This is a genomic window from Streptomyces sp. NPDC047028 (genome assembly GCF_040644095.1).
GTDB lineage: Bacteria > Actinomycetota > Actinomycetes > Streptomycetales > Streptomycetaceae > Streptomyces.
Genome location: NZ_JBEYVS010000001.1, coordinates 249,332 through 266,149, shown reverse-complemented (window position 1 = coordinate 266,149; position 16,818 = coordinate 249,332). Strand labels below are relative to the sequence as shown.

Annotated in this window: 15 protein-coding genes; 7 read left to right on the top strand and 8 right to left on the bottom strand. The window is 71.6% G+C overall.

Features of this window, described 5'->3' with window-relative positions; translation table 11 throughout:
• Positions 1–20: 20 nt before the first annotated feature.
• The gene (locus tag ABZ854_RS01335; RefSeq protein WP_361202428.1) at positions 21–650 is read right to left on the bottom strand and encodes a TetR/AcrR family transcriptional regulator; all 630 of its coding nucleotides are present in this window, start codon (positions 648–650) and stop codon (positions 21–23) included.
• A gap of 91 nt (positions 651–741) precedes the next feature.
• Here ABZ854_RS01335 and ABZ854_RS01330 point away from each other — a divergent pair, with 91 nt between their 5' ends.
• The 6 genes from ABZ854_RS01330 (at position 742) to ABZ854_RS01305 (ending at position 8,098) form a co-directional block, all read left to right on the top strand.
• Positions 742–1,155, top strand: a complete 414-nt coding sequence (locus ABZ854_RS01330) for a DUF4345 domain-containing protein (RefSeq protein WP_361202426.1) — start codon at positions 742–744, stop codon at positions 1,153–1,155.
• A gap of 329 nt (positions 1,156–1,484) precedes the next feature.
• Positions 1,485–2,474 (top strand): 2,3-diaminopropionate biosynthesis protein SbnA, encoded by a 990-nt coding sequence (gene sbnA, locus ABZ854_RS01325; RefSeq protein ID WP_361202424.1) that lies wholly within the window; start codon positions 1,485–1,487, stop codon positions 2,472–2,474.
• Positions 2,475–2,557: 83 nt separating this feature from the next.
• Positions 2,558–3,559, top strand: coding sequence for a 2,3-diaminopropionate biosynthesis protein SbnB (sbnB, locus tag ABZ854_RS01320; protein WP_361202422.1), 1,002 nt, complete (start codon positions 2,558–2,560; stop codon positions 3,557–3,559).
• Positions 3,556–5,565 carry an FAD/NAD(P)-binding protein gene (locus ABZ854_RS01315; RefSeq protein WP_361202421.1) on the top strand — a complete coding sequence of 670 codons (2,010 nt, stop codon included), beginning with the start codon at positions 3,556–3,558 and terminating at the stop codon, positions 5,563–5,565. Before sbnB ends, ABZ854_RS01315 begins: the two co-directional genes overlap by 4 nt.
• On the top strand, positions 5,562–6,764 hold the full coding sequence (locus tag ABZ854_RS01310) for a PLP-dependent aspartate aminotransferase family protein (protein WP_361202419.1): 1,203 nt from the start codon (positions 5,562–5,564) through the stop codon (positions 6,762–6,764). The genes ABZ854_RS01315 and ABZ854_RS01310 overlap by 4 nt, the downstream gene beginning before the upstream one ends.
• A complete protein-coding gene (locus ABZ854_RS01305) occupies positions 6,761–8,098 on the top strand; it encodes a benzoate/H(+) symporter BenE family transporter (protein ID WP_361202417.1) in 1,338 nt (445 codons plus the stop codon). The genes ABZ854_RS01310 and ABZ854_RS01305 overlap by 4 nt, the downstream gene beginning before the upstream one ends.
• 262 nt (positions 8,099–8,360) lie before the next feature.
• Here the strand turns inward: ABZ854_RS01305 and groL are convergent, their stop codons facing one another.
• The 4 genes from groL to ABZ854_RS01285 form a co-directional block, all read right to left on the bottom strand.
• Positions 8,361–9,986: a chaperonin GroEL gene (groL, locus tag ABZ854_RS01300; protein ID WP_361202416.1), complete on the bottom strand. Its 1,626-nt coding sequence runs from the start codon at positions 9,984–9,986 to the stop codon at positions 8,361–8,363.
• A 121-nt stretch (positions 9,987–10,107) separates the two neighbouring features.
• Positions 10,108–10,416 carry a co-chaperone GroES gene (gene groES, locus ABZ854_RS01295; RefSeq protein ID WP_020132158.1) on the bottom strand — a complete coding sequence of 103 codons (309 nt, stop codon included), beginning with the start codon at positions 10,414–10,416 and terminating at the stop codon, positions 10,108–10,110.
• Between the two features lie 378 nt (positions 10,417–10,794).
• The gene (locus ABZ854_RS01290; protein ID WP_361202786.1) at positions 10,795–11,592 is read right to left on the bottom strand and encodes a polysaccharide deacetylase family protein; all 798 of its coding nucleotides are present in this window, start codon (positions 11,590–11,592) and stop codon (positions 10,795–10,797) included.
• Positions 11,593–11,648: 56 nt separating this feature from the next.
• Positions 11,649–12,599 carry a polysaccharide deacetylase family protein gene (locus ABZ854_RS01285; RefSeq protein WP_361202415.1) on the bottom strand — a complete coding sequence of 317 codons (951 nt, stop codon included), beginning with the start codon at positions 12,597–12,599 and terminating at the stop codon, positions 11,649–11,651.
• A gap of 90 nt (positions 12,600–12,689) precedes the next feature.
• Here ABZ854_RS01285 and ABZ854_RS01280 point away from each other — a divergent pair, with 90 nt between their 5' ends.
• Positions 12,690–13,877, top strand: coding sequence for a class I SAM-dependent methyltransferase (locus tag ABZ854_RS01280; RefSeq protein WP_361202413.1), 1,188 nt, complete (start codon positions 12,690–12,692; stop codon positions 13,875–13,877).
• A gap of 24 nt (positions 13,878–13,901) precedes the next feature.
• Here ABZ854_RS01280 and ABZ854_RS01275 read toward each other — a convergent pair whose 3' ends face one another.
• The 3 genes from ABZ854_RS01275 to ABZ854_RS01265 form a co-directional block, all read right to left on the bottom strand.
• Positions 13,902–15,203 carry a sigma-70 family RNA polymerase sigma factor gene (locus ABZ854_RS01275; RefSeq protein WP_361202411.1) on the bottom strand — a complete coding sequence of 434 codons (1,302 nt, stop codon included), beginning with the start codon at positions 15,201–15,203 and terminating at the stop codon, positions 13,902–13,904.
• A gap of 35 nt (positions 15,204–15,238) precedes the next feature.
• A complete protein-coding gene (locus ABZ854_RS01270; RefSeq protein WP_361202409.1) occupies positions 15,239–15,595 on the bottom strand; it encodes a YciI family protein in 357 nt (118 codons plus the stop codon).
• Between the two features lie 135 nt (positions 15,596–15,730).
• Entirely contained in the window at positions 15,731–16,795 is a 1,065-nt protein-coding gene (locus ABZ854_RS01265) for an LCP family protein (RefSeq protein WP_361202407.1), read from the bottom strand.
• Between the last annotated feature and the right edge of the window lie 23 nt (positions 16,796–16,818).

The following is a 16,818-nucleotide window of genomic DNA, read 5'->3' as shown; positions in this document are numbered from 1 at the left end:
GACCGCGGCCCGGCCCGCGGCTAGACCCCGGTGTCGCTCTGCCGTGACGGCCACTCAGGTGCGGGGTCCTCCGCGAACAGGGGCCGCAGCGCGCCGATGACCGCGCCGACGCAGATGTCGCGCAACTCGGTGCGGGTGCAGGTCTCGTGGGTGAGCCAGTCGACGCAGAGGACCTGGACGAAGACCAGCCAGCTCTTGAGGACGCCGGACACGGCCTCGCGGGTGTGCTCGTCCGCGAGGGGGAGCACGGCGAGCAGCCGGGCACGGAGTGTGTCCAGCTCGTTCGTCATGATCGTCTGGATGACGGGGTCGCCCGCGAGGACGCGGTTGGCCGCGAGGACCGCGCTGCGGTTGGCGACGAAGTAGTCGAGGTGGACGTCCATGCCCTGGACGAGCTGCTCCACCAGGGAGTCGGCCGGATCGAGCCGGGTCTCGGCGAGCAGCCGGTCGGCGGCCTCCTGGTAGACGGCCGCGAACAGGGCGTGCTTGCTGGGGAAGTGACGGTAGAGCAGGGCCCGGGAGACGCGGGCCTCCTCTGCGACCTCCTCCATCAGCACGTCGTCGTAGGGACGGGCCGCGAAGAGCCGCGCTCCGACGGCGAGGAGCTGCGCGCGGCGGTCGGCGGGGCTGAGGCGCTGGCGGGGAGGCACGCCCCCAGGTTACTTGACACGTGTCTACCAGTGCCCCCACGCTACTAGTAGACACATGTCAACCAGACGACCGGCACGGTTCGGAGGGATCATGGCAAGGGCTCTGCGTACGCTCACCCAGCTGATGGGCTGGTCCAGTGTGGCCATCGGCCTGTTCCACGTGGCCCTCGGCAACGCGGCCATCCCCGGGGCCGGTTCGGCCGGCCCGACCATCGACAGCTGGGGGCGGTTCATGGGCGCCAGCTTCGTCGGGTACGGGCTGGCGTGGATCTGGGCCGCGCGCCAGCGGCCGATCCCGGCACAGGTGGTGCGATGGCTGGCCGGCGTCTTCCTGCTGGGCGCGGCGGGCCGGTTCCTCTCCCTCGCGGTGGCGGGCCGGCCGCAGTGGTTCCAGCTCGCGCTCACCGCGATCGAGGTCGCCCTGCCGCCCGTCTTCTTCTGGCTGGCCGACGCGGAGGAGCGGACCGAGCGGGTCGCCGCCGAGCCGGCGGCCGCCGGCCACTGAGACCACCGCCGGACCGCTGGGCCCGACGCCCAGGTTGAGTTCGGAATAAGGAATTCCGTCAGGTGGTGGCGGAATTCTTAGTTCCTTTTCGCCGTCCGACAATTGTTCGTCGCTCAACTTTTTTCGGCTACTGAAATTGGTTGATTCCAGGCACCATCGCGTGTCAGGATTGATATGGCCGCACAGCGAACGGGGGTTCGCGGCCACAGGGGGAACAGAGAACACCCTTCTGCATGCGCACACCCGGCGTTCACCGCCGACAAGCCCACGGAGCAGCCGCAGCCGGCGCATCGCCCTGCGCTCGCCCCGACTCCACGGTTTGGAATCTTGTGATAGCGGAAGAAGTCTACGATCTCGTACTGGACGACGTCTTCGTCCGACTCGACCAACTCGTACCGGGAAGCTCGCTCTATCTCAAACTGGAAGGCCTGAATCCGGCAGGATCCGTCAAACTCAAGACGGCGATAGCGCTCGTCCGGGACGCCGAGGAGCAGATCGCGAAATCGGGCCGCACCTTTCCGCGGACCAGACTGATCGAATCGACCTCCGGAAACCTCGGGGTCGCGCTGGCCATGGTGTGCGCGGCCAAGGGCTACGCGCTCACCTGCGTCACCGACCCGAACGCCAACCGCCAGTCGGTCCAGCTGATGCGGACGCTCGGCGCCGAGGTCGTCGTCATCGACGCCCCCGACGCGAACGGCGGCTTCCTGCAGTCCCGGATCGACTACATCAGGCGGCGCCTGCGCCGCGACCCGCACACGCACTGGCTCAACCAGTACGCCAACCCCGCGGGCCCCCGGGCCCACCGGGACCGCACCGGCCGGGCCATCTTCGAGCACATCGGCCACGCCGACTACGTGTTCGTCGGCGCGGGGACCACGGGGACCCTGATGGGCTGCGGGGCGTACCTGCGCCGGCACAGCCCGACCACCCGCATCGTCGCCGTCGACAGCGTCGGCTCGGTCACCTTCGGCGGACCGCCCGCCCGGCGGCACATCCCCGGGCTGGGCACCAGCAGACGGCCCGAGATCCTCGACCCGGCCCTGGTGGACGACCTCGTGCTCGTCCCCGAATCCGCCTCCGTCGACATGTGCCACGCCCTCGCCAGGGAACGCGGACTGCTCTTCGGCGGCTCGACGGGCACCGTCCTCGCCGCCGTGCAGATGGCCGCGAAAGACATCCCGGACGGCAGCATCGTGGTGGCCATTTCGCCGGACTTCGGCGACCGCTATCTCGACACCCTCTACGACGACCGATGGGTGTCCGAGCGCTGGCCCGCGGAGATCGACGCGGAAATGAGCACCGGCATCGGCGCCTGACGCGACAACGAAATCGACAGCGGAATCAACAGCGACATCGACAGTGCAATATCTCGGGCGCGCACGCCCGAGAAGGGGGAAAAGTGTTCGACTTCGACATCGTCACGGGTAAAGCCGTGCGCGAAATCCTGCTGAATTCCCGCAGTGCGGTCCTGGACATCGTGGAACGCGCGTACGTCGCCCACGAGCGGGGCGACTCCGTCAACCCCGACAGCTATTTCCTGCGTTTCCCCGACAAGCCGGACTCGCGGATCATCGCGCTGCCCGCCTTCCTCGGCGACGACGTACAGCTGGCCGGCATCAAGTGGATCGCCAGCTTCCCGAAGAACACCGCGTCCGGTCTCCCCCGGGCCTCGGCGGTCCTCGTCCTCAACGACTACGAGACCGGCTACCCGGTCGCCTGCCTCGAAGCCGCCGGGATCAGTGCCGCGCGCACCGCCGCCTCGGCCGCCGTGGCCGCCCGCACGCTGCGGCCGGGCGGCTACCCGGGCACCACCATCGCGGTCGTGGGCGGCGGAGTCATCGCCCGCACCATCTGCGACTACCTGCACGCGGCGGGCTGCGCCCCGGACTCCTACGTGGTCCACGACATCGACGAGGCGTCCGGCCGCGCACTCGCCGACCACATCCGCATCACCCAGGGCCGCCCCGCCTCGTTCACCGCCGACCGTGACACCGCCCTGGCCGCGGACACCGTCGTGTTCGCCACGACGGCGCTCGAACCGTACGTGACCCCGCCGTTCCGCGCGGACCAGGTCGTCCTGAACATCTCCCTGCGGGATCTCACGCCCGAAGTGGTCCTGGCCGCCGACAACATCCTCGACGACGTCGACCACTGCCTGAAGGCCAACACCTCCCCGCATCTCGCCGAACAGCTCTCCGGCTCCCGCTCGTTCGTCACCGGCACCCTCGCGGGCGTACTGAACGGCCGGGTGAAGCTCACCCCCGGCCGGCCGGTGATCTTCTCCCCCTTCGGACTCGGCGTCCTCGACCTGGCCGTCGGCGCCCACGTCCTCACCCAGGCACGCGCCGACGGCACGGCACTGGCGGTGCCGGACTTCTTCGGGGAGACGAGCCGGTGGTGACGACGACAGAGGGTCCCTCCCCGACCCCGGCGCCCACGTCGGTGGTGATCATCGGGGCGGGGTCGCGCGGGCTCGGTGTGCTGGAACGGCTGATCTCCCACACCCTCGCGCGCCCGTTCCCGCTGGTCGTGCACCTGGTGGACCCCGACCCTCCGGGCCCCGGGTTCCACCGCGCCGACGACCCCGACCACCTGCTGCTGAACACCGTGTGCGCACAGCTCACGGCGTTCGCGGACGCGGACATGGTCGACGGCCCCGCGCCACTGCCCGGGCCGTCGCTCCACACCTGGTGCCTGGAGCGCGACCTGCGCCTGGACGAGGACGGGTTCACCGTACGGCCCGGCCGCGGCCGGCAGATCAGGCCCAACGACTTCCTGCCCCGCCGGCTGCTGAGCGAATACCTCACCTGGGCCGCCCAGCGCATCACGGAGGCCGCGCCCGACTGCCTGACCCTGGTCCGGCACACGACCACGGCGACCGACGTCCTCTCCGGTGACTCGAACGGGGCAGCCGGTGACGCCGGCGGGGCAGCCGGTGACGCCCGCGAGACGGTCGTCCTCGCCGACGGCGGCCGTATCACCGCCGACGCCGTCTTCGTCACCGTCGGACATCACTCCCTCCACGTGCCGCCACCGCCCGCGGACGCGCCGCGGTCGATCGGCCGCCCCTACCCGCTGCCCGACGCCGTCGAGTCGGTCGCCCCCGGCGACCGGGTCGCGGTCCTCGGCACCGGGCTGACGGCCATGGACGTGATCGCCACCCTCACCGTGGGCCGCGGCGGCCGGCACGTCCGCGACGGCGAACGGCTGCGCTACGAACGCGGCGGCCGTGAACCCCTCATCGTGCTGGCCAACCGCTCCGGGCTGCCCGCACGGAGCCGGCCGCACCTCAACCCCGGCCGGATCCGCCCCGTACCGATCGCGCTGACCGAGCCGCGGCTGGCCGCACTGCGCGCCCAGCGCCCGGACGGCAGGCTGCACTTCACCGAGGACGTACTGCCGCTGGTCGTCGCCGAGATGGAACTCGCCTGGTACCGCACCCTGCTGGCCCGGGCCCTCGGCGGGCGCCCGGCCGACGCCGAGCGCGCCGCCGCCGAACTGGCGCACGACGCAGGCGAGTCGGGCTTCGAGCGGCAACTGGGCGCACTGCGCGCACGGTTCGGCCCGGCCCCGGTCCGCGACCTGCTGACCGGTACGGCCACGCCGCCCACGGACGTCACCGAGGCGCCCGCCCGGTCATGGCCCGGACCCGACGACTACGCCGCCCACTTCACCACCGCGATCGAGGACGACCTCGCGGAGGCACGGGCCGGCCTCGGGGTCAGCCCGCTGAAGGAGGCCCTGGAGGTCCTGCGCGACCACCGTGACGTGCTGCGGGCCGCCGTCGACGCGCCGGGACTGGACGAGGAGTCGTCGGCGTACTTCTTCGGCACGTTCGCCCCGCTGGTGAACCGCCTGGTGATCGGCCCGCAGCTCGACCGCTCGGCGGAGCTCCTCTCCCTGCTCGACGCGGGCGTGGTGCGGCTCGGGCCCGGACCCGCGCCGAAGGTCGTCCCGCCGTCCGGCGGCGGCCCCTGGCGGCTGGAGTCGACCCTGCTGGAGCGGCACACCGCCGTGGAGGTCGACCACGTGGTGCACGCCCATGTCACCGAGCCCCCGGCCGAGTTGGTCACCGGCTCGCTGCTGCGCCGCCTGGTCCGGGCCGGCCGCGCCCGCACCCGCACCGCGGGCCGGACCAGCCTGCCGGGACTGGACGTCAACCGGCAGGGCCAGGGCATCTGCCGGACCGGCGCGGTCCAGCCCCGCCTGTTCTTCCTGGGCCCCCACACGGAGGGCTCCAGCTACTACAACCACTACGTCCCCTCCCCCGGCGCACCCTCGCGTGCGCTGAAGGACGCGGAACTGGCCCTCACCACGGCGCTGCCGGAGCTGACCGGGCACCGGACCGACAGCGGACACCCCGCCACCGACCGCCGGCCGACCGAGACCGACAAGAGGAACCGATGAGCAACCGCGAGAAGTACACCCCCTGGACGCACACGTACCACGTGGAGACGCGGGCCGCCCAGGGAGACGGCTGGCGCTCCCCCACCACCGGCGCCGTGCCGCCCGCCATCAGCATGGGCGCCACCTACGCCCGCGACGACCAGTACCGCGCCCCGGCGGGACTGGCCTACCTGCGGGACCAGGGCGCGCCGGGATACGAGCAGGTCGAGGACGTGGTGGCGGCCCTGGAGGGCGGCTCCCGGGGACTGCTGTTCTCCTCCGGGATGGCCGCCGCGACCGCCGTCTTCCAGGTACTGCCCGCCGGTTCCCGGGTCGTCGTACCGCGGACGATGTACTTCGGACTCACCAAGTGGCTCCTGGAGTTCGGCACGGAGCAGGGTCTCGACGTGGTCCAGGTGCCGATGGACGACCTGGACGCGGTCGCCGCCGCCGTGTCCGCCGCCCCGACCCGCCTGGTGTGGGCGGAGTCCCCGGCGAACCCGACGTGGACGGTGACGGACATCGCCGCGGTCGGCAGGCTGGCACGGGAGGCCGGAGCCCTGTTCGGCGTCGACAACACCGTGCCCACGCCGGTCCACTCCAAGCCCTTCGGGCTCGGTGCCGACATCGTCATGCACTCCGGGACCAAGTACCTCAACGGTCACACCGACGTGGTGGCGGGCCTGCTGGTCCTGGCCCCGGAACCGGGCGAGCGGGCCGCCGCACTGTGGGAGCGGCTACAACTGCACCGCAGGCTCACCGGCCCGATGCTCGGACCGCTGGAGACCTATCTCCTCATGCGCGGCATACGCACCCTGTTCCCCCGGATGCGGCAGATCTCGGCCACCGCGCAGGCCCTCGCCGAGCACTTCGCCGAGCACCCGCTGATCCGCAAGGTCGCCTACCCGGGGCTGCCCGGCGACCCCGGACACGCCATCGCCGCCCAACAGATGACCGGTGGATTCAGCGGCATGCTCTCGCTGCACGTGGACGGGGAGTGGCAGCGCTCGCTGCGCACCGCCCAGAACTGCGAGCTGTTCATTCGAGCCACTTCTCTGGGCGGGGTGGAAAGCCTCATCGAACACCGCTATACCTTCGAGGGTCCGGACAGCACCTCCCCCAAGGACATGCTGCGCATCTCGGTGGGCCTGGAGAACCCGGCGGACCTCGTCGCCGACCTCGAACAGGCCCTGGAGCGGGCCGTGAAGGAAGACCGTTGAACCCTGAGACCCGCACCCCCCACCCCCCGGCATCCGGCCCCTCACTGGACGGCACCTCGCAGGACGGCACCCCGCAGGACGGCACCCCGTCCGGCGGGGAGGCCGCCCCGGCCACCGACGACCCGTCGGCCGAGGACGGCGGCGAACACCGGCCGGGACTCTGGCGCGACGCGTCCGTCTCCGCCGTTCTCGCCGGGTTCATCGCCGTCGTGGTGTCGTACTCGGGGCCGCTGGTCATCGTGCTGGCCGCGGCTTCCCGGGGGCACCTGAGCACCGGCCAGACCAGTTCCTGGGTCTGGGCCATCTCCATCGGCAGCGGCCTGACCTGCATCGGCCTCAGTCTGCGCACCCGGATGCCGGTCATCACCGCCTGGTCCACACCGGGCGCGGCCCTGCTGGTCACGAGCCTCGGCGCGTACTCCTATGGCGAGGCGATCGGCGCGTTCCTGGTCAGCGGCGTGGTGATCGCGGCCGTCGGGCTGACCGGGGTGTTCGGGCGGCTGATGCGGCACGTGCCGTCGGCGGTGGTCTCCGCGATGCTCGCGGGCATCCTGTTCTCCTTCGGGACGGGAGTGTTCACCTCACTCAAGTCCGCCCCGTACATCGCGGGTTCGGTGCTGGTCGTGTATCTGCTCGGCAAGCGGCTGGCCCCCCGGTACGCGGTGCTGGCCGCGCTGGCGGCGGGCGTGGTGGCCGCGGCGGTCACGTCGAAGCTCCATGTGCACCTGGACGGCGTCGGACTGGCCACACCGGTGTTCACCGCGCCGCACTTCTCCGTCGCCTCCCTGATCGGCATCGCCGTACCGCTGACCCTGGCGACGCTCGGCTCGCAGAACGCCCCCGGCATGGGAGTGCTGGCCGCCGCCGGCTACCGGGCGGACGACCGGCTGCTCATCGGCTCCACCGGGCTGGTCTCCACCGTCCTGGCGCCGTTCGGTTCGCACGCGATCAACCTGGCCGCCATCACGGCCGCCATCTGCACCGGCCCGGAGGCCCACCAGGACACCCGCCGCCGCTACGTGGCCGGGGTCTCCTGCGGCGCCTTCTACCTCCTGATCGGACTGTTCGGCTCCACCCTGGTGGTGCTGTTCGCCGGCCTGCCCAAGGAACTCATCGCCGCGATCGCCGGCGTGGCCCTCTTCGGTGCCCTGGCCGGCGGCCTCACCGGAGCGATGACCGAGGAAAAAGACCGCGAAGCGGCCCTCATCACCTTCCTCGCCACCGCCTCAGGAATCACCCTCCACGGAATCGGCTCAGCCTTCTGGGGCCTGTTGTTCGGCATGCTGACCCACTTGGTACTGACCCGCCTACGCCGCCCCACTCCGGCGACCTGACAACTCCGGCGCAGGACAGCGCCCCCAAAGGGGCGCGGGGCTGTATCGATCTGCGGCTACCGCCGCGCGGGCGCGAGCAACCACAACGGCGCCGCACCCAGGCACGAACCGTGCCCCGTAAGGGGCGCGGGGAACTGCGCGACAAGCCACAACGCGCCCGTACCCGGCGACGAAACCCCCCGGGGCAGACGCCCGACCGAACAAAAACACCGGTGCCCAGCCCCCCGCAGGGGACTGGGCACCGTGGCTTCAGCGAAGCAGATCAGTGGGCGTGCCCATGACCATGCCCAGCCGCCGCAGGCTCCTCCTCTTCCTTCTTCTCGACGACCAGCGTCTCGGTCGTCAGCAGAAGCGAAGCGATCGACGCGGCGTTCTCCAGCGCGGAGCGCGTCACCTTGACCGGGTCGATGACGCCGGCCTTGACCAGGTCGCCGTACTCACCGCTCGCGGCGTTGTAGCCGTTGCCCTTCTCCAGCTCGGCGACCTTGGAGACGATGACGTAGCCCTCCAGGCCCGCGTTCTCCGCGATCCAGCGCAGCGGCTCGACGGCGGCGCGGCGGACGACCGCGACACCCGTGGCCTCGTCGCCGGACTTGCCGAGGTTGCCCTCCAGCACCTTCACGGCGTGGACGAGCGCGGAGCCACCACCGGAGACGATGCCCTCCTCGACCGCGGCGCGGGTCGCGGAGATGGCGTCCTCCAGACGGTGCTTCTTCTCCTTCAGCTCCACCTCGGTGGCGGCGCCGACCTTGATCACGCACACGCCGCCGGCCAGCTTCGCGAGGCGCTCCTGGAGCTTCTCGCGGTCCCAGTCGGAGTCCGTGTTCTCGATCTCGGCCTTGATCTGGGCGACGCGGCCCGTCAGGTCCTCGGACTTGCCGGCACCCTCGACGATCGTGGTGTCGTCCTTGGTGACGGTGACGCGGCGGGCGGAACCGAGCACGTCCAGGCCGACCTGGTCGAGCTTGAGGCCGACCTCCTCGGAGATGACCGTGGCGCCGGTGAGGACGGCCATGTCCTGCAGCATCGCCTTGCGGCGGTCACCGAAGCCGGGGGCCTTGACGGCGACCGCGTTGAACGTGCCGCGGATCTTGTTGACGACCAGGGTCGACAGGGCCTCGCCCTCGACGTCCTCGGCGATGATCAGCAGGGGCTTGGAGGCACCGGCCTGGATGACCTTCTCCAGCAGCGGCAGCATGTCCTGGATGGAGGAGATCTTGCCCTGGTTGATGAGGATGTAGGGGTCCTCCAGGACCGCCTCCATGCGCTCCTGGTCCGTCACGAAGTACGGCGACAGGTAGCCCTTGTCGAAGGCCATGCCCTCGGTGAAGTCCAGCTCCAGGCCGAAGGTGTTGGACTCCTCGACGGTGATGACACCGTCCTTGCCGACCTTGTCCATGGCCTCGGCGATCAGCTCGCCGACCTGCTGGTCCTGGGCGGACAGCGCGGCTACGGCGGCGATGTCGGACTTCTCGTCGATCGGGCGGGCCGTGGCGAGGAGGTCCTCGGAGACGGCCTTGACCGCGGCGTCGATGCCCTTCTTCAGCAGCGCCGGGGAGGCACCCGCGGCCACGTTCTTCAGACCCTCGCGGACCAGGGCCTGCGCCAGCACGGTGGCGGTGGTGGTGCCGTCACCCGCGATGTCGTTGGTCTTGGTCGCCACCTCCTTCACCAGCTGCGCGCCGAGGTTCTCGTACGGGTCCTCGACCTCGACCTCGCGGGCGATGGTGACGCCGTCGTTGGTGATGGTGGGGGCGCCGAACTTCTTGTCGATGACGACGTTGCGGCCCTTGGGGCCGATCGTCACCTTCACCGTGTCGGCCAGCTTGTTGACGCCGCGCTCAAGGGCGCGACGGGCGTCCTCGTCGAACTTCAGAATCTTCGCCATGACAGCGGAAGCCCTCTCGGAAATCTGTGGGTGTAAAGACAACTGCGCCCCGGACGCCCGGCTTCGTTATCGGTCGCGGGGGCCAGGGGCGCAGCTCAAGCAGAAGGTTGCTTGGAGGTGATTACTTCTCGATGATCGCGAGCACGTCGCGAGCCGAGAGGACGAGGTACTCCTCGCCGTTGTACTTCACCTCGGTGCCGCCGTACTTGCTGTACAGCACGACATCGCCGACCTTGACGTCGAGCGGAAGGCGCTCGCCGTTCTCGAAGCGACCCGGACCCACGGCGAGGACGGCGCCCTCCTGGGGCTTCTCCTTCGCGGTGTCCGGGATGACCAGGCCAGAGGCGGTGGTCTGCTCGGCGTCGAGCGGCTGGACCACGATGCGGTCCTCGAGCGGCTTGATGGCAACCTTGGAGCTGGTGGTCGTCACGATCCGACCTCCCCCTTCGGAGATCTCACGGGGTTAACTGTCTGAGGTGGCGACCAGGTGGATCCGTCGTCGCGGGTGCCGGACCTGCCCGTCGCTGTGTTGGCACTCTCCAGTGGGGAGTGCCAGAGCCGAGACTATGACTGCGATTAGCACTCGGTCAAGCGGAGTGCCAGTTGCCGTGCGGCGCGTCGGGGGGTTCCGGGTGCGTGGTGTTGGTTCGTGGCCCGGGCGACGGGTGCCGGTGCGGGGGCTGCCGCCCCCACGCCCCCGCTTTCGGGCCTGCGGCCCTCGTCCTCAGACGCCGGACGGGCTGAAGTTCTCGCCGGCCGGGCTGGATGGCGCCGCCGGGCTGGATGGTCCCGGAACGCGGGCTGTCTCCTACAGGTAGTCCTCCAGCCGCCCCACCGCCAGCCCCCGCTCCTCCACCCTCCTCAGTACGCGGCTCGTGCGAACCCTCAGGGCCGGGCCCCGGACGTGGATGATGTCGCCGGGCCGGAGGGTGTGCTCGCCCTGCCGGTAGGTGAGGCCGCTCGGGGTCGTGGTGGCGCGCCAGAGGACGACGGCCGTGATGCCGCAGTCGGCGGCGGCGCGGAGGGTCGTGGTGTCGTACGTGCCGTAGGGCGGGCGGAACAGGTGCGGGCGGATGCCGAAGCGGGACCTGAGTTTGTCCTGCTGGCCGCAGATCTCGGCGCGCTGACCGGCGTACGGCAGTCCGGTGAGGGCGCGGTGTTCGAGGGTCTGGTTCTGGATGCCGGCGCCGACCGAGCGCAGGCGGGCGAAGTGGCCGTAGCCGGGGCCGAGGACGCGGTCGGTGAGGAACATGCTGACGGGGAGCCGTAGTTCGCGGACCATGTCGGCGAAGCGTGGGTCCTGTCCGGCGCCGTCGTCGTAGGTGAGGAAGACGACCTTGTCGCGGGTGGGCACGCGGTCGACGACCGGAGGGCCGGCCGCGGTGCCGGGGGCGGCGGAGAACTCGGCGAGGGGGCGGGCCGGGTGGAGCGGGGGGCGGGCGAGCGGGGCGGTCAGGCCCCAGTGGCGGTAGGCCTGGCCGGGGACGGTGACGGGCGCGTCCGGCCGTACCCGTTCGGCGGCCTTCTTGCCCAGCCGCTCGATCGGGTCGACGGACTGGGCGCACCCGGCGAGGAGGAGCGTCGCCGCCGCGAGTACGGCGGCCAGGCCCCTGTTCCCGGCGTGGCGGCGGGACCTGACGCCCGCTCGCCGCCCCCGGTGCCTCACAGGTAGTCCTCCAGGCGGGCCACCGCGTAGCCGTCGTGGGTGACGCGGTTCAGGAAGCGCCGCATGTCGTCGACCATCGTGCCCTTGCCGCCCCAGTCCGCCAGGCCGCGGAAGTGGGTGAGGACGATGTCGCCGGGGTGGAGGTCCTGGTCGTCCTCGCGGTACTCCCAGTGGTCGACGTAGACCTCCTCGTCCCAGATGGGCGCGTACTTGATGCCGCAGGACTTGGCGGCGACGAGGGTGTCGTGGTTGTAGTTGCCGAACGGCGGGCGCAGTACGGTCGGCGCCTTGCCGAACTGCTTCTTCATGATGTCCTGCATGCCGCAGATCTCGTGCTTCTGCTCCTCGTAGGAGAGTCCGGGCAGGTAGGGGTGGGTGAGGGTGTGGTTGTTGAGGGTGTGGCCCTCGGCCTGCATCGTCCGGAAGTACCCGTAGTCGTCCTTGATCTCCTTGTTGGTGAGGAAGGCCGTGTACGGGATCTTCAGGTCGCTCATCATCTTGAGGAACTTCGGGTCCTTCTCGGAGCCGTCGTCGATGGTGAGGAAGACGATCTTCTGCTTGGTGGGGATGGTGGTGAAGACCGGCGGCAGGTCGTCCGCCACCTGGCCGTCGACCTCGAAGCCGGGGCGGGCGGTGATCTTCGGCTTCTCGGCGGGCGGCGCCGGGGGCGTCAGCGGGACCTGGTCCAGTCCCCACTTCTTGGCCGCGGCGACCAGCCGGGTGTGTTCGGCGGCGAGGCGGGCGGCGCGGGAGTCCAGGTGGCGGGCGGGGCCGCCCTGACCGGACTTCTTGGCGTGGGCGGGGCCGGCGTCCGTGCCGGGGGCGGCGCAGCCGGCGGCCAGGGAGAGGGAGGCCAGCGCGGCGGTGGCCAGTGCGACGGTTCCGTGGCGGTGGACCGCTCTACGGAAGCGTGACCGATTTTTGTCATTTTGTACTACTGCTCGCATGGGCCCGGATCCTCGCAGGCGACACCCCCGAACCCGGCCCGACACCGCCGCCGGAGGCGCACGATCCACCGACTGGCCCACAATGACCCGGTGAACGACCAGCTCTCCTCCTTCCACGCGCTGCTCACCCCCGAGGGCCGGGCCCTCCTCGACGAGGTGCGCGGCACGGCCCCGGCGGACGAACTCGCCGTGGCCACCCGGCTGCGCCGCACGCACCCCGCCGGCCTGGTGTCGGCCGCGCTCGGCCAGGCCCGGCTGCGGCAGCGGGCGGCGGCGAAGTTCGCGGCCGGGGACGCGAAGCGCATGTTCTTCACCTCGAACGGGGTCGAACAGTCGACCAGGGCGAGCGTGGCGGAGCACCGGGCGGAGTGCTTCCGTGCGTCGGGCGTGCGCTCCGTCGCCGACCTGTGCTGCGGCATCGGCGGCGACGCGATCGCTCTCGCCCGCGCCGGGATCCAGGTCCTCGCGGTGGACCGGGACCCGCTGACCGCCGCCGTGGCGCGGGCCAACGCCGAGGCGCTCGGGCTGGCCGGGCCGATCGAGGTGCGGGAGGCGGACGTCACCGAGGTCGACACCGCCGCGTACGACGCCGTGTTCGTGGACCCCGCCCGGCGGGGCGGCCGGGGCCGCGTCTTCGACCCGGAGGCCTACTCACCGCCGCTGTCCTGGGCGGTCGAGGCCGCCCGCAAGGCTCCGCGCGCGGCCCTGAAGATCGCGCCGGGCATCCCCCACGAGGCGATCCCGGCGGACGCCGAGGCCGAGTGGATCTCGGACCGGGGGGACGTCAAGGAGGCCGTGCTCTGGTTCGGCCCGCAGGTGACGCCGGGCGCGCGGCGGGCCGTACTGCTGCCCTCGGAGGCCGGCGTGTGGGCCTCGCCCGCCACCATGCTGCCCGACCCCGAAGTACGTCCCGTCGGACGGTACTTGTACGAGCCCGACGGCGCCGTCATCCGCGCCCATCTGGTCGCCGAGGTGGCCGCCGACCTGGACGGCGGCCTGATCGACCCCACCATCGCCTACGTCACGGCGGACGAACGGCACGTGACCCCGTACGCCTCGGTGTACGAGATCACCGACCAGCTCCCCTTCAACCTGAAGAAGCTGAAGGCACTGCTGCGGGAGCGCGAGGTCGGTGTCCTGACCGTGAAGAAGCGCGGGTCGGCCGTCGAGCCCGAGGAGCTGCGCAGGAAGGTCAAGCCCCAAGGGCCCAACGCGGCCACGGTGTTCCTGACCCGGGTGGCGGGCGCCCCGACGATGCTGATCGGCCGCCCCGCCTGACCGGCGCCCGGCGGGTTCGTCCGGTCAGAGGTCGGCCGCGCGGCGCAGCAGCAGGTCACGCTCGCGTTCGTTGCGGGTCAGGGACGCGGCCCGTTCGAGTTCGGCGCGGGCCTCCGCCGTACGGCCGAGGCGGGCCAGCAGGTCGGCGCGCACGCTGGGCAGCAAGTGGTAGTCCCGCAGGGCGGGTTCGGCGGCGAGACCGTCGACGACCGCGAGTCCCTCGGCCGGTCCCCGCGCCATGGACACCGCCACCGCCCGGTTGAGTTCGACCACCGGGGAGCCGGCGCGGGCCGCCAGCAGCGCGTACAGGGTGGCGATGGTGGGCCAGTCGGTCTCCTCGTAGGAGTCGGCGTGCGCGTGGCAGGCGGCGATGGCCGCCTGGAGGACGTACGGCCCCCGGGCCGGTCCGGCGGCGGTGGCCTCGGCCCGGCCGAGGGCCTCGACGCCGCGGGCGATGAGCAGGCGGTTCCAGCGGCTGCGGTTCTGGTCCCTCAGGAGCACCGGGGTGCCGTCGGGGGCGGTCCGGGCGGCCGTCCGGGAGGCCTGGAACTCCAGGAGCGCGGTCAGGCCGTGCACCTCCGGCTCCTTGGGCATCAGGGCGGACAGCACCCGGGCCAGCCGCAGGGCGTCCTCGCACAGGCCGGGGCGCAGCAGGTCGTCGCCCTCGGTGGCCGCGTACCCCTCGTTGAACACCAGGTAGATGACGTCCAGGACGGACCCGAGGCGGGCCTCGCGGTCGGGGCCGTACGGCACCTCGAAGGCGATGTTCCTCGTCGCGAGGGTGCGCTTGGCGCGGACGATGCGCTGCGCGACGGTCGGCTCCGGGACCAGGTAGGCGCGGGCGATCTCGGCCGTCGTCAGGCCGCCGAGCAGGCGCAGGGTGAGGGCGGTGCGGGCCTCGGGGGACAGCACCGGGTGGCAGGTCGTGAAGACCAGGCGGAGCAGGTCGTCGTCGATGTCGTCCGGGTCGGCGGGCTCCTGCGGCGGGGGCGTGGTCTCCAGGTCGCGGCCGATCTCGGCGAGCTTGCGGGCGTACGTCTCGCGACGCCGGACCAGATCGACCGCGCGGTGCCGGGCGGTGGCCATGAGCCAGGCGCCGGGGTTGTCCGGCACGCCGTCCCGGGGCCACCGTTCCAGGGCGGCGACCAGGGCGTCCTGCGCCAGTTCCTCGGCGATGCCGACGTCCCGGACGATCCGGGCGACGCCGGCGACGACCCTCGGGGACTCCAGGCGGAAGACCGTCTCGATCACCCGCTCCGCCGCCGAGGAGGCGGCCGGCGGAGAGTGCGGTGCGGACTGCGGGGGCTGTGGATCCACAGCCCCCATGCAACACTCCCGGCGGGCGCCGGCCAAGGACCGGCTCAGCCCTCGGCGATCTCCCGCACCTCGAGGGTCACGGTCCAGTACTCCTCGTGGACCTTCAGGAACCGCTTGGCCCACTCCAGCGCCTCCGCCTTGTCCTTGCACTGCATCAGCGCGTAGCCGCCGATGACCTCCTTGGACTCGGTGAACGGCCCGTCGGTGACGGAGAGCTTGCCGCCCTCCCAGTGCACCCGGGTGCCCTGGGCGGCGGGGGTCAGCCCGGCGGTGTCGAGCATGACGCCGGCCTTGGTGATCTCCTCGATCAGCGCGCCCATCCGCTGCATCAGCTCCTCGCTGGGGCCCCCGGCGGGGGCGGTGGACTCGTCGATCCGTACGAGCGACAGATAGCGGGGCATGGTGACTCCTCCGGTCGGGCGGCGGGTCCGTTTCCCGCCGCTCACCCCTGCGTCGAACGGGAGGGCCCCGGATCGACACGCGGTCGCCGGAGAACTTCAGGAATCTTTTTCGGTCCGGCCCGGCCCCGGCCCGGCTCAGCGCAGCGAGGCCCACAGGTGGCTCGCCGCCGGTTCCTCGGCCACCACCCGGTTGGGGTCGGACGGTGCCGTGACGACGGGCATCATCACCGTGGTGACCCGGTCGGCGGACAGGCCCTTCAGGCTCCGGCCGAGTTCCGTCAGCTCGCCGATGGAGTCCAGGCCGGTGTCCGTGGTGATGCTCGCGGTGACGGCGTCGGCGACGCGGTAGAGCTTGGCGGGGTCGGTGAGCAGGTCGGTGGTGGAGACCCGGGTGAGCAGCGCCTTCACCAGTTTCTGCTGAAGCCCTATGCGGCCCAGGTCGCTGCCGTCGCCGATGCCGTGCCGGGTGCGGGCCAGGGCCAGGGCCCGGGTGCCGTCGAGGTGGTGGGTGCCGGCCTTGAGGTGCAGGTGGCTCTTGTCGTCGTCGATGTCGCGGGTGGTGGTGACGTCGACGCCGCCGAGCGCGTCGACCAGCTTCGCGAAGCCGGAGAAGTCGATCTCGATGAAGTGGTCCATGCGGACGTGGGTGATCGACTCGACGGTCTTCACCGCGCACACCGGCCCGCCCAGCTCGAAGGCGCTGTTGAACATCGAGCCGTACGACACCCTGCTCGTCCCGCCGGAGGGCAGCGGGCAGGACGGGCGGGTGACCAGGGTGTCGCGCGGGATGCTGACGACGGTGGCCGAGGTCCGGCCCGCGTCGACGTGCACCACCATCGCCGTGTCGGAGCGGGCGCCGCCGCTGTCCCCGCCGCCCAGTTCCTCGTCGGCCGTGCCGCTGCGCGAGTCCGAGCCGAGGACCAGGATGTTCAGGGCGCCCTTCGGCAGCGGTGCGGCGGTGGCCGAGGCGGAGGGGGTGCCGACCGCCTTCGCGGGCCGGTCGTCGCCGAGCGCGCTGTTGATGTCCACGCTCCGGATGTTGCTGTTCAGGTGCCAGTACGCCCAGCCCGCGGCGGCTGCCCCCAGCACCAGGGCCCCGGCGAGGCCGATGCCGACGGCCTTCAGCGTCCTGGACCGCCGGCCCGCCCGTGTTCCGCCCGCCCGTATGCCCGCTGTGCCCTGCTCGTCGTGTCGTGTCACGGGACGAACGTAAGTCTGCATTA

Bases quoted from the DNA above. Each gene is read 5' to 3' on its own strand.
- ABZ854_RS01330 (WP_361202426.1), top strand. From the start codon at position 742: ATGGCAAGGGCTCTGCGTACGCTCACCCAGCTGATGGGCTGGTCCAGT.
- ABZ854_RS01310 (WP_361202419.1), top strand. From the start codon at position 5,562: ATGAGCAACCGCGAGAAGTACACCCCCTGGACGCACACGTACCACGTG.
- groL (WP_361202416.1), bottom strand. From the start codon at position 9,986: ATGGCGAAGATTCTGAAGTTCGACGAGGACGCCCGTCGCGCCCTTGAG.
- ABZ854_RS01285 (WP_361202415.1), bottom strand. From the start codon at position 12,599: ATGCGAGCAGTAGTACAAAATGACAAAAATCGGTCACGCTTCCGTAGA.
- ABZ854_RS01275 (WP_361202411.1), bottom strand. From the start codon at position 15,203: ATGGGGGCTGTGGATCCACAGCCCCCGCAGTCCGCACCGCACTCTCCG.
- ABZ854_RS01270 (WP_361202409.1), bottom strand. From the start codon at position 15,595: ATGCCCCGCTATCTGTCGCTCGTACGGATCGACGAGTCCACCGCCCCC.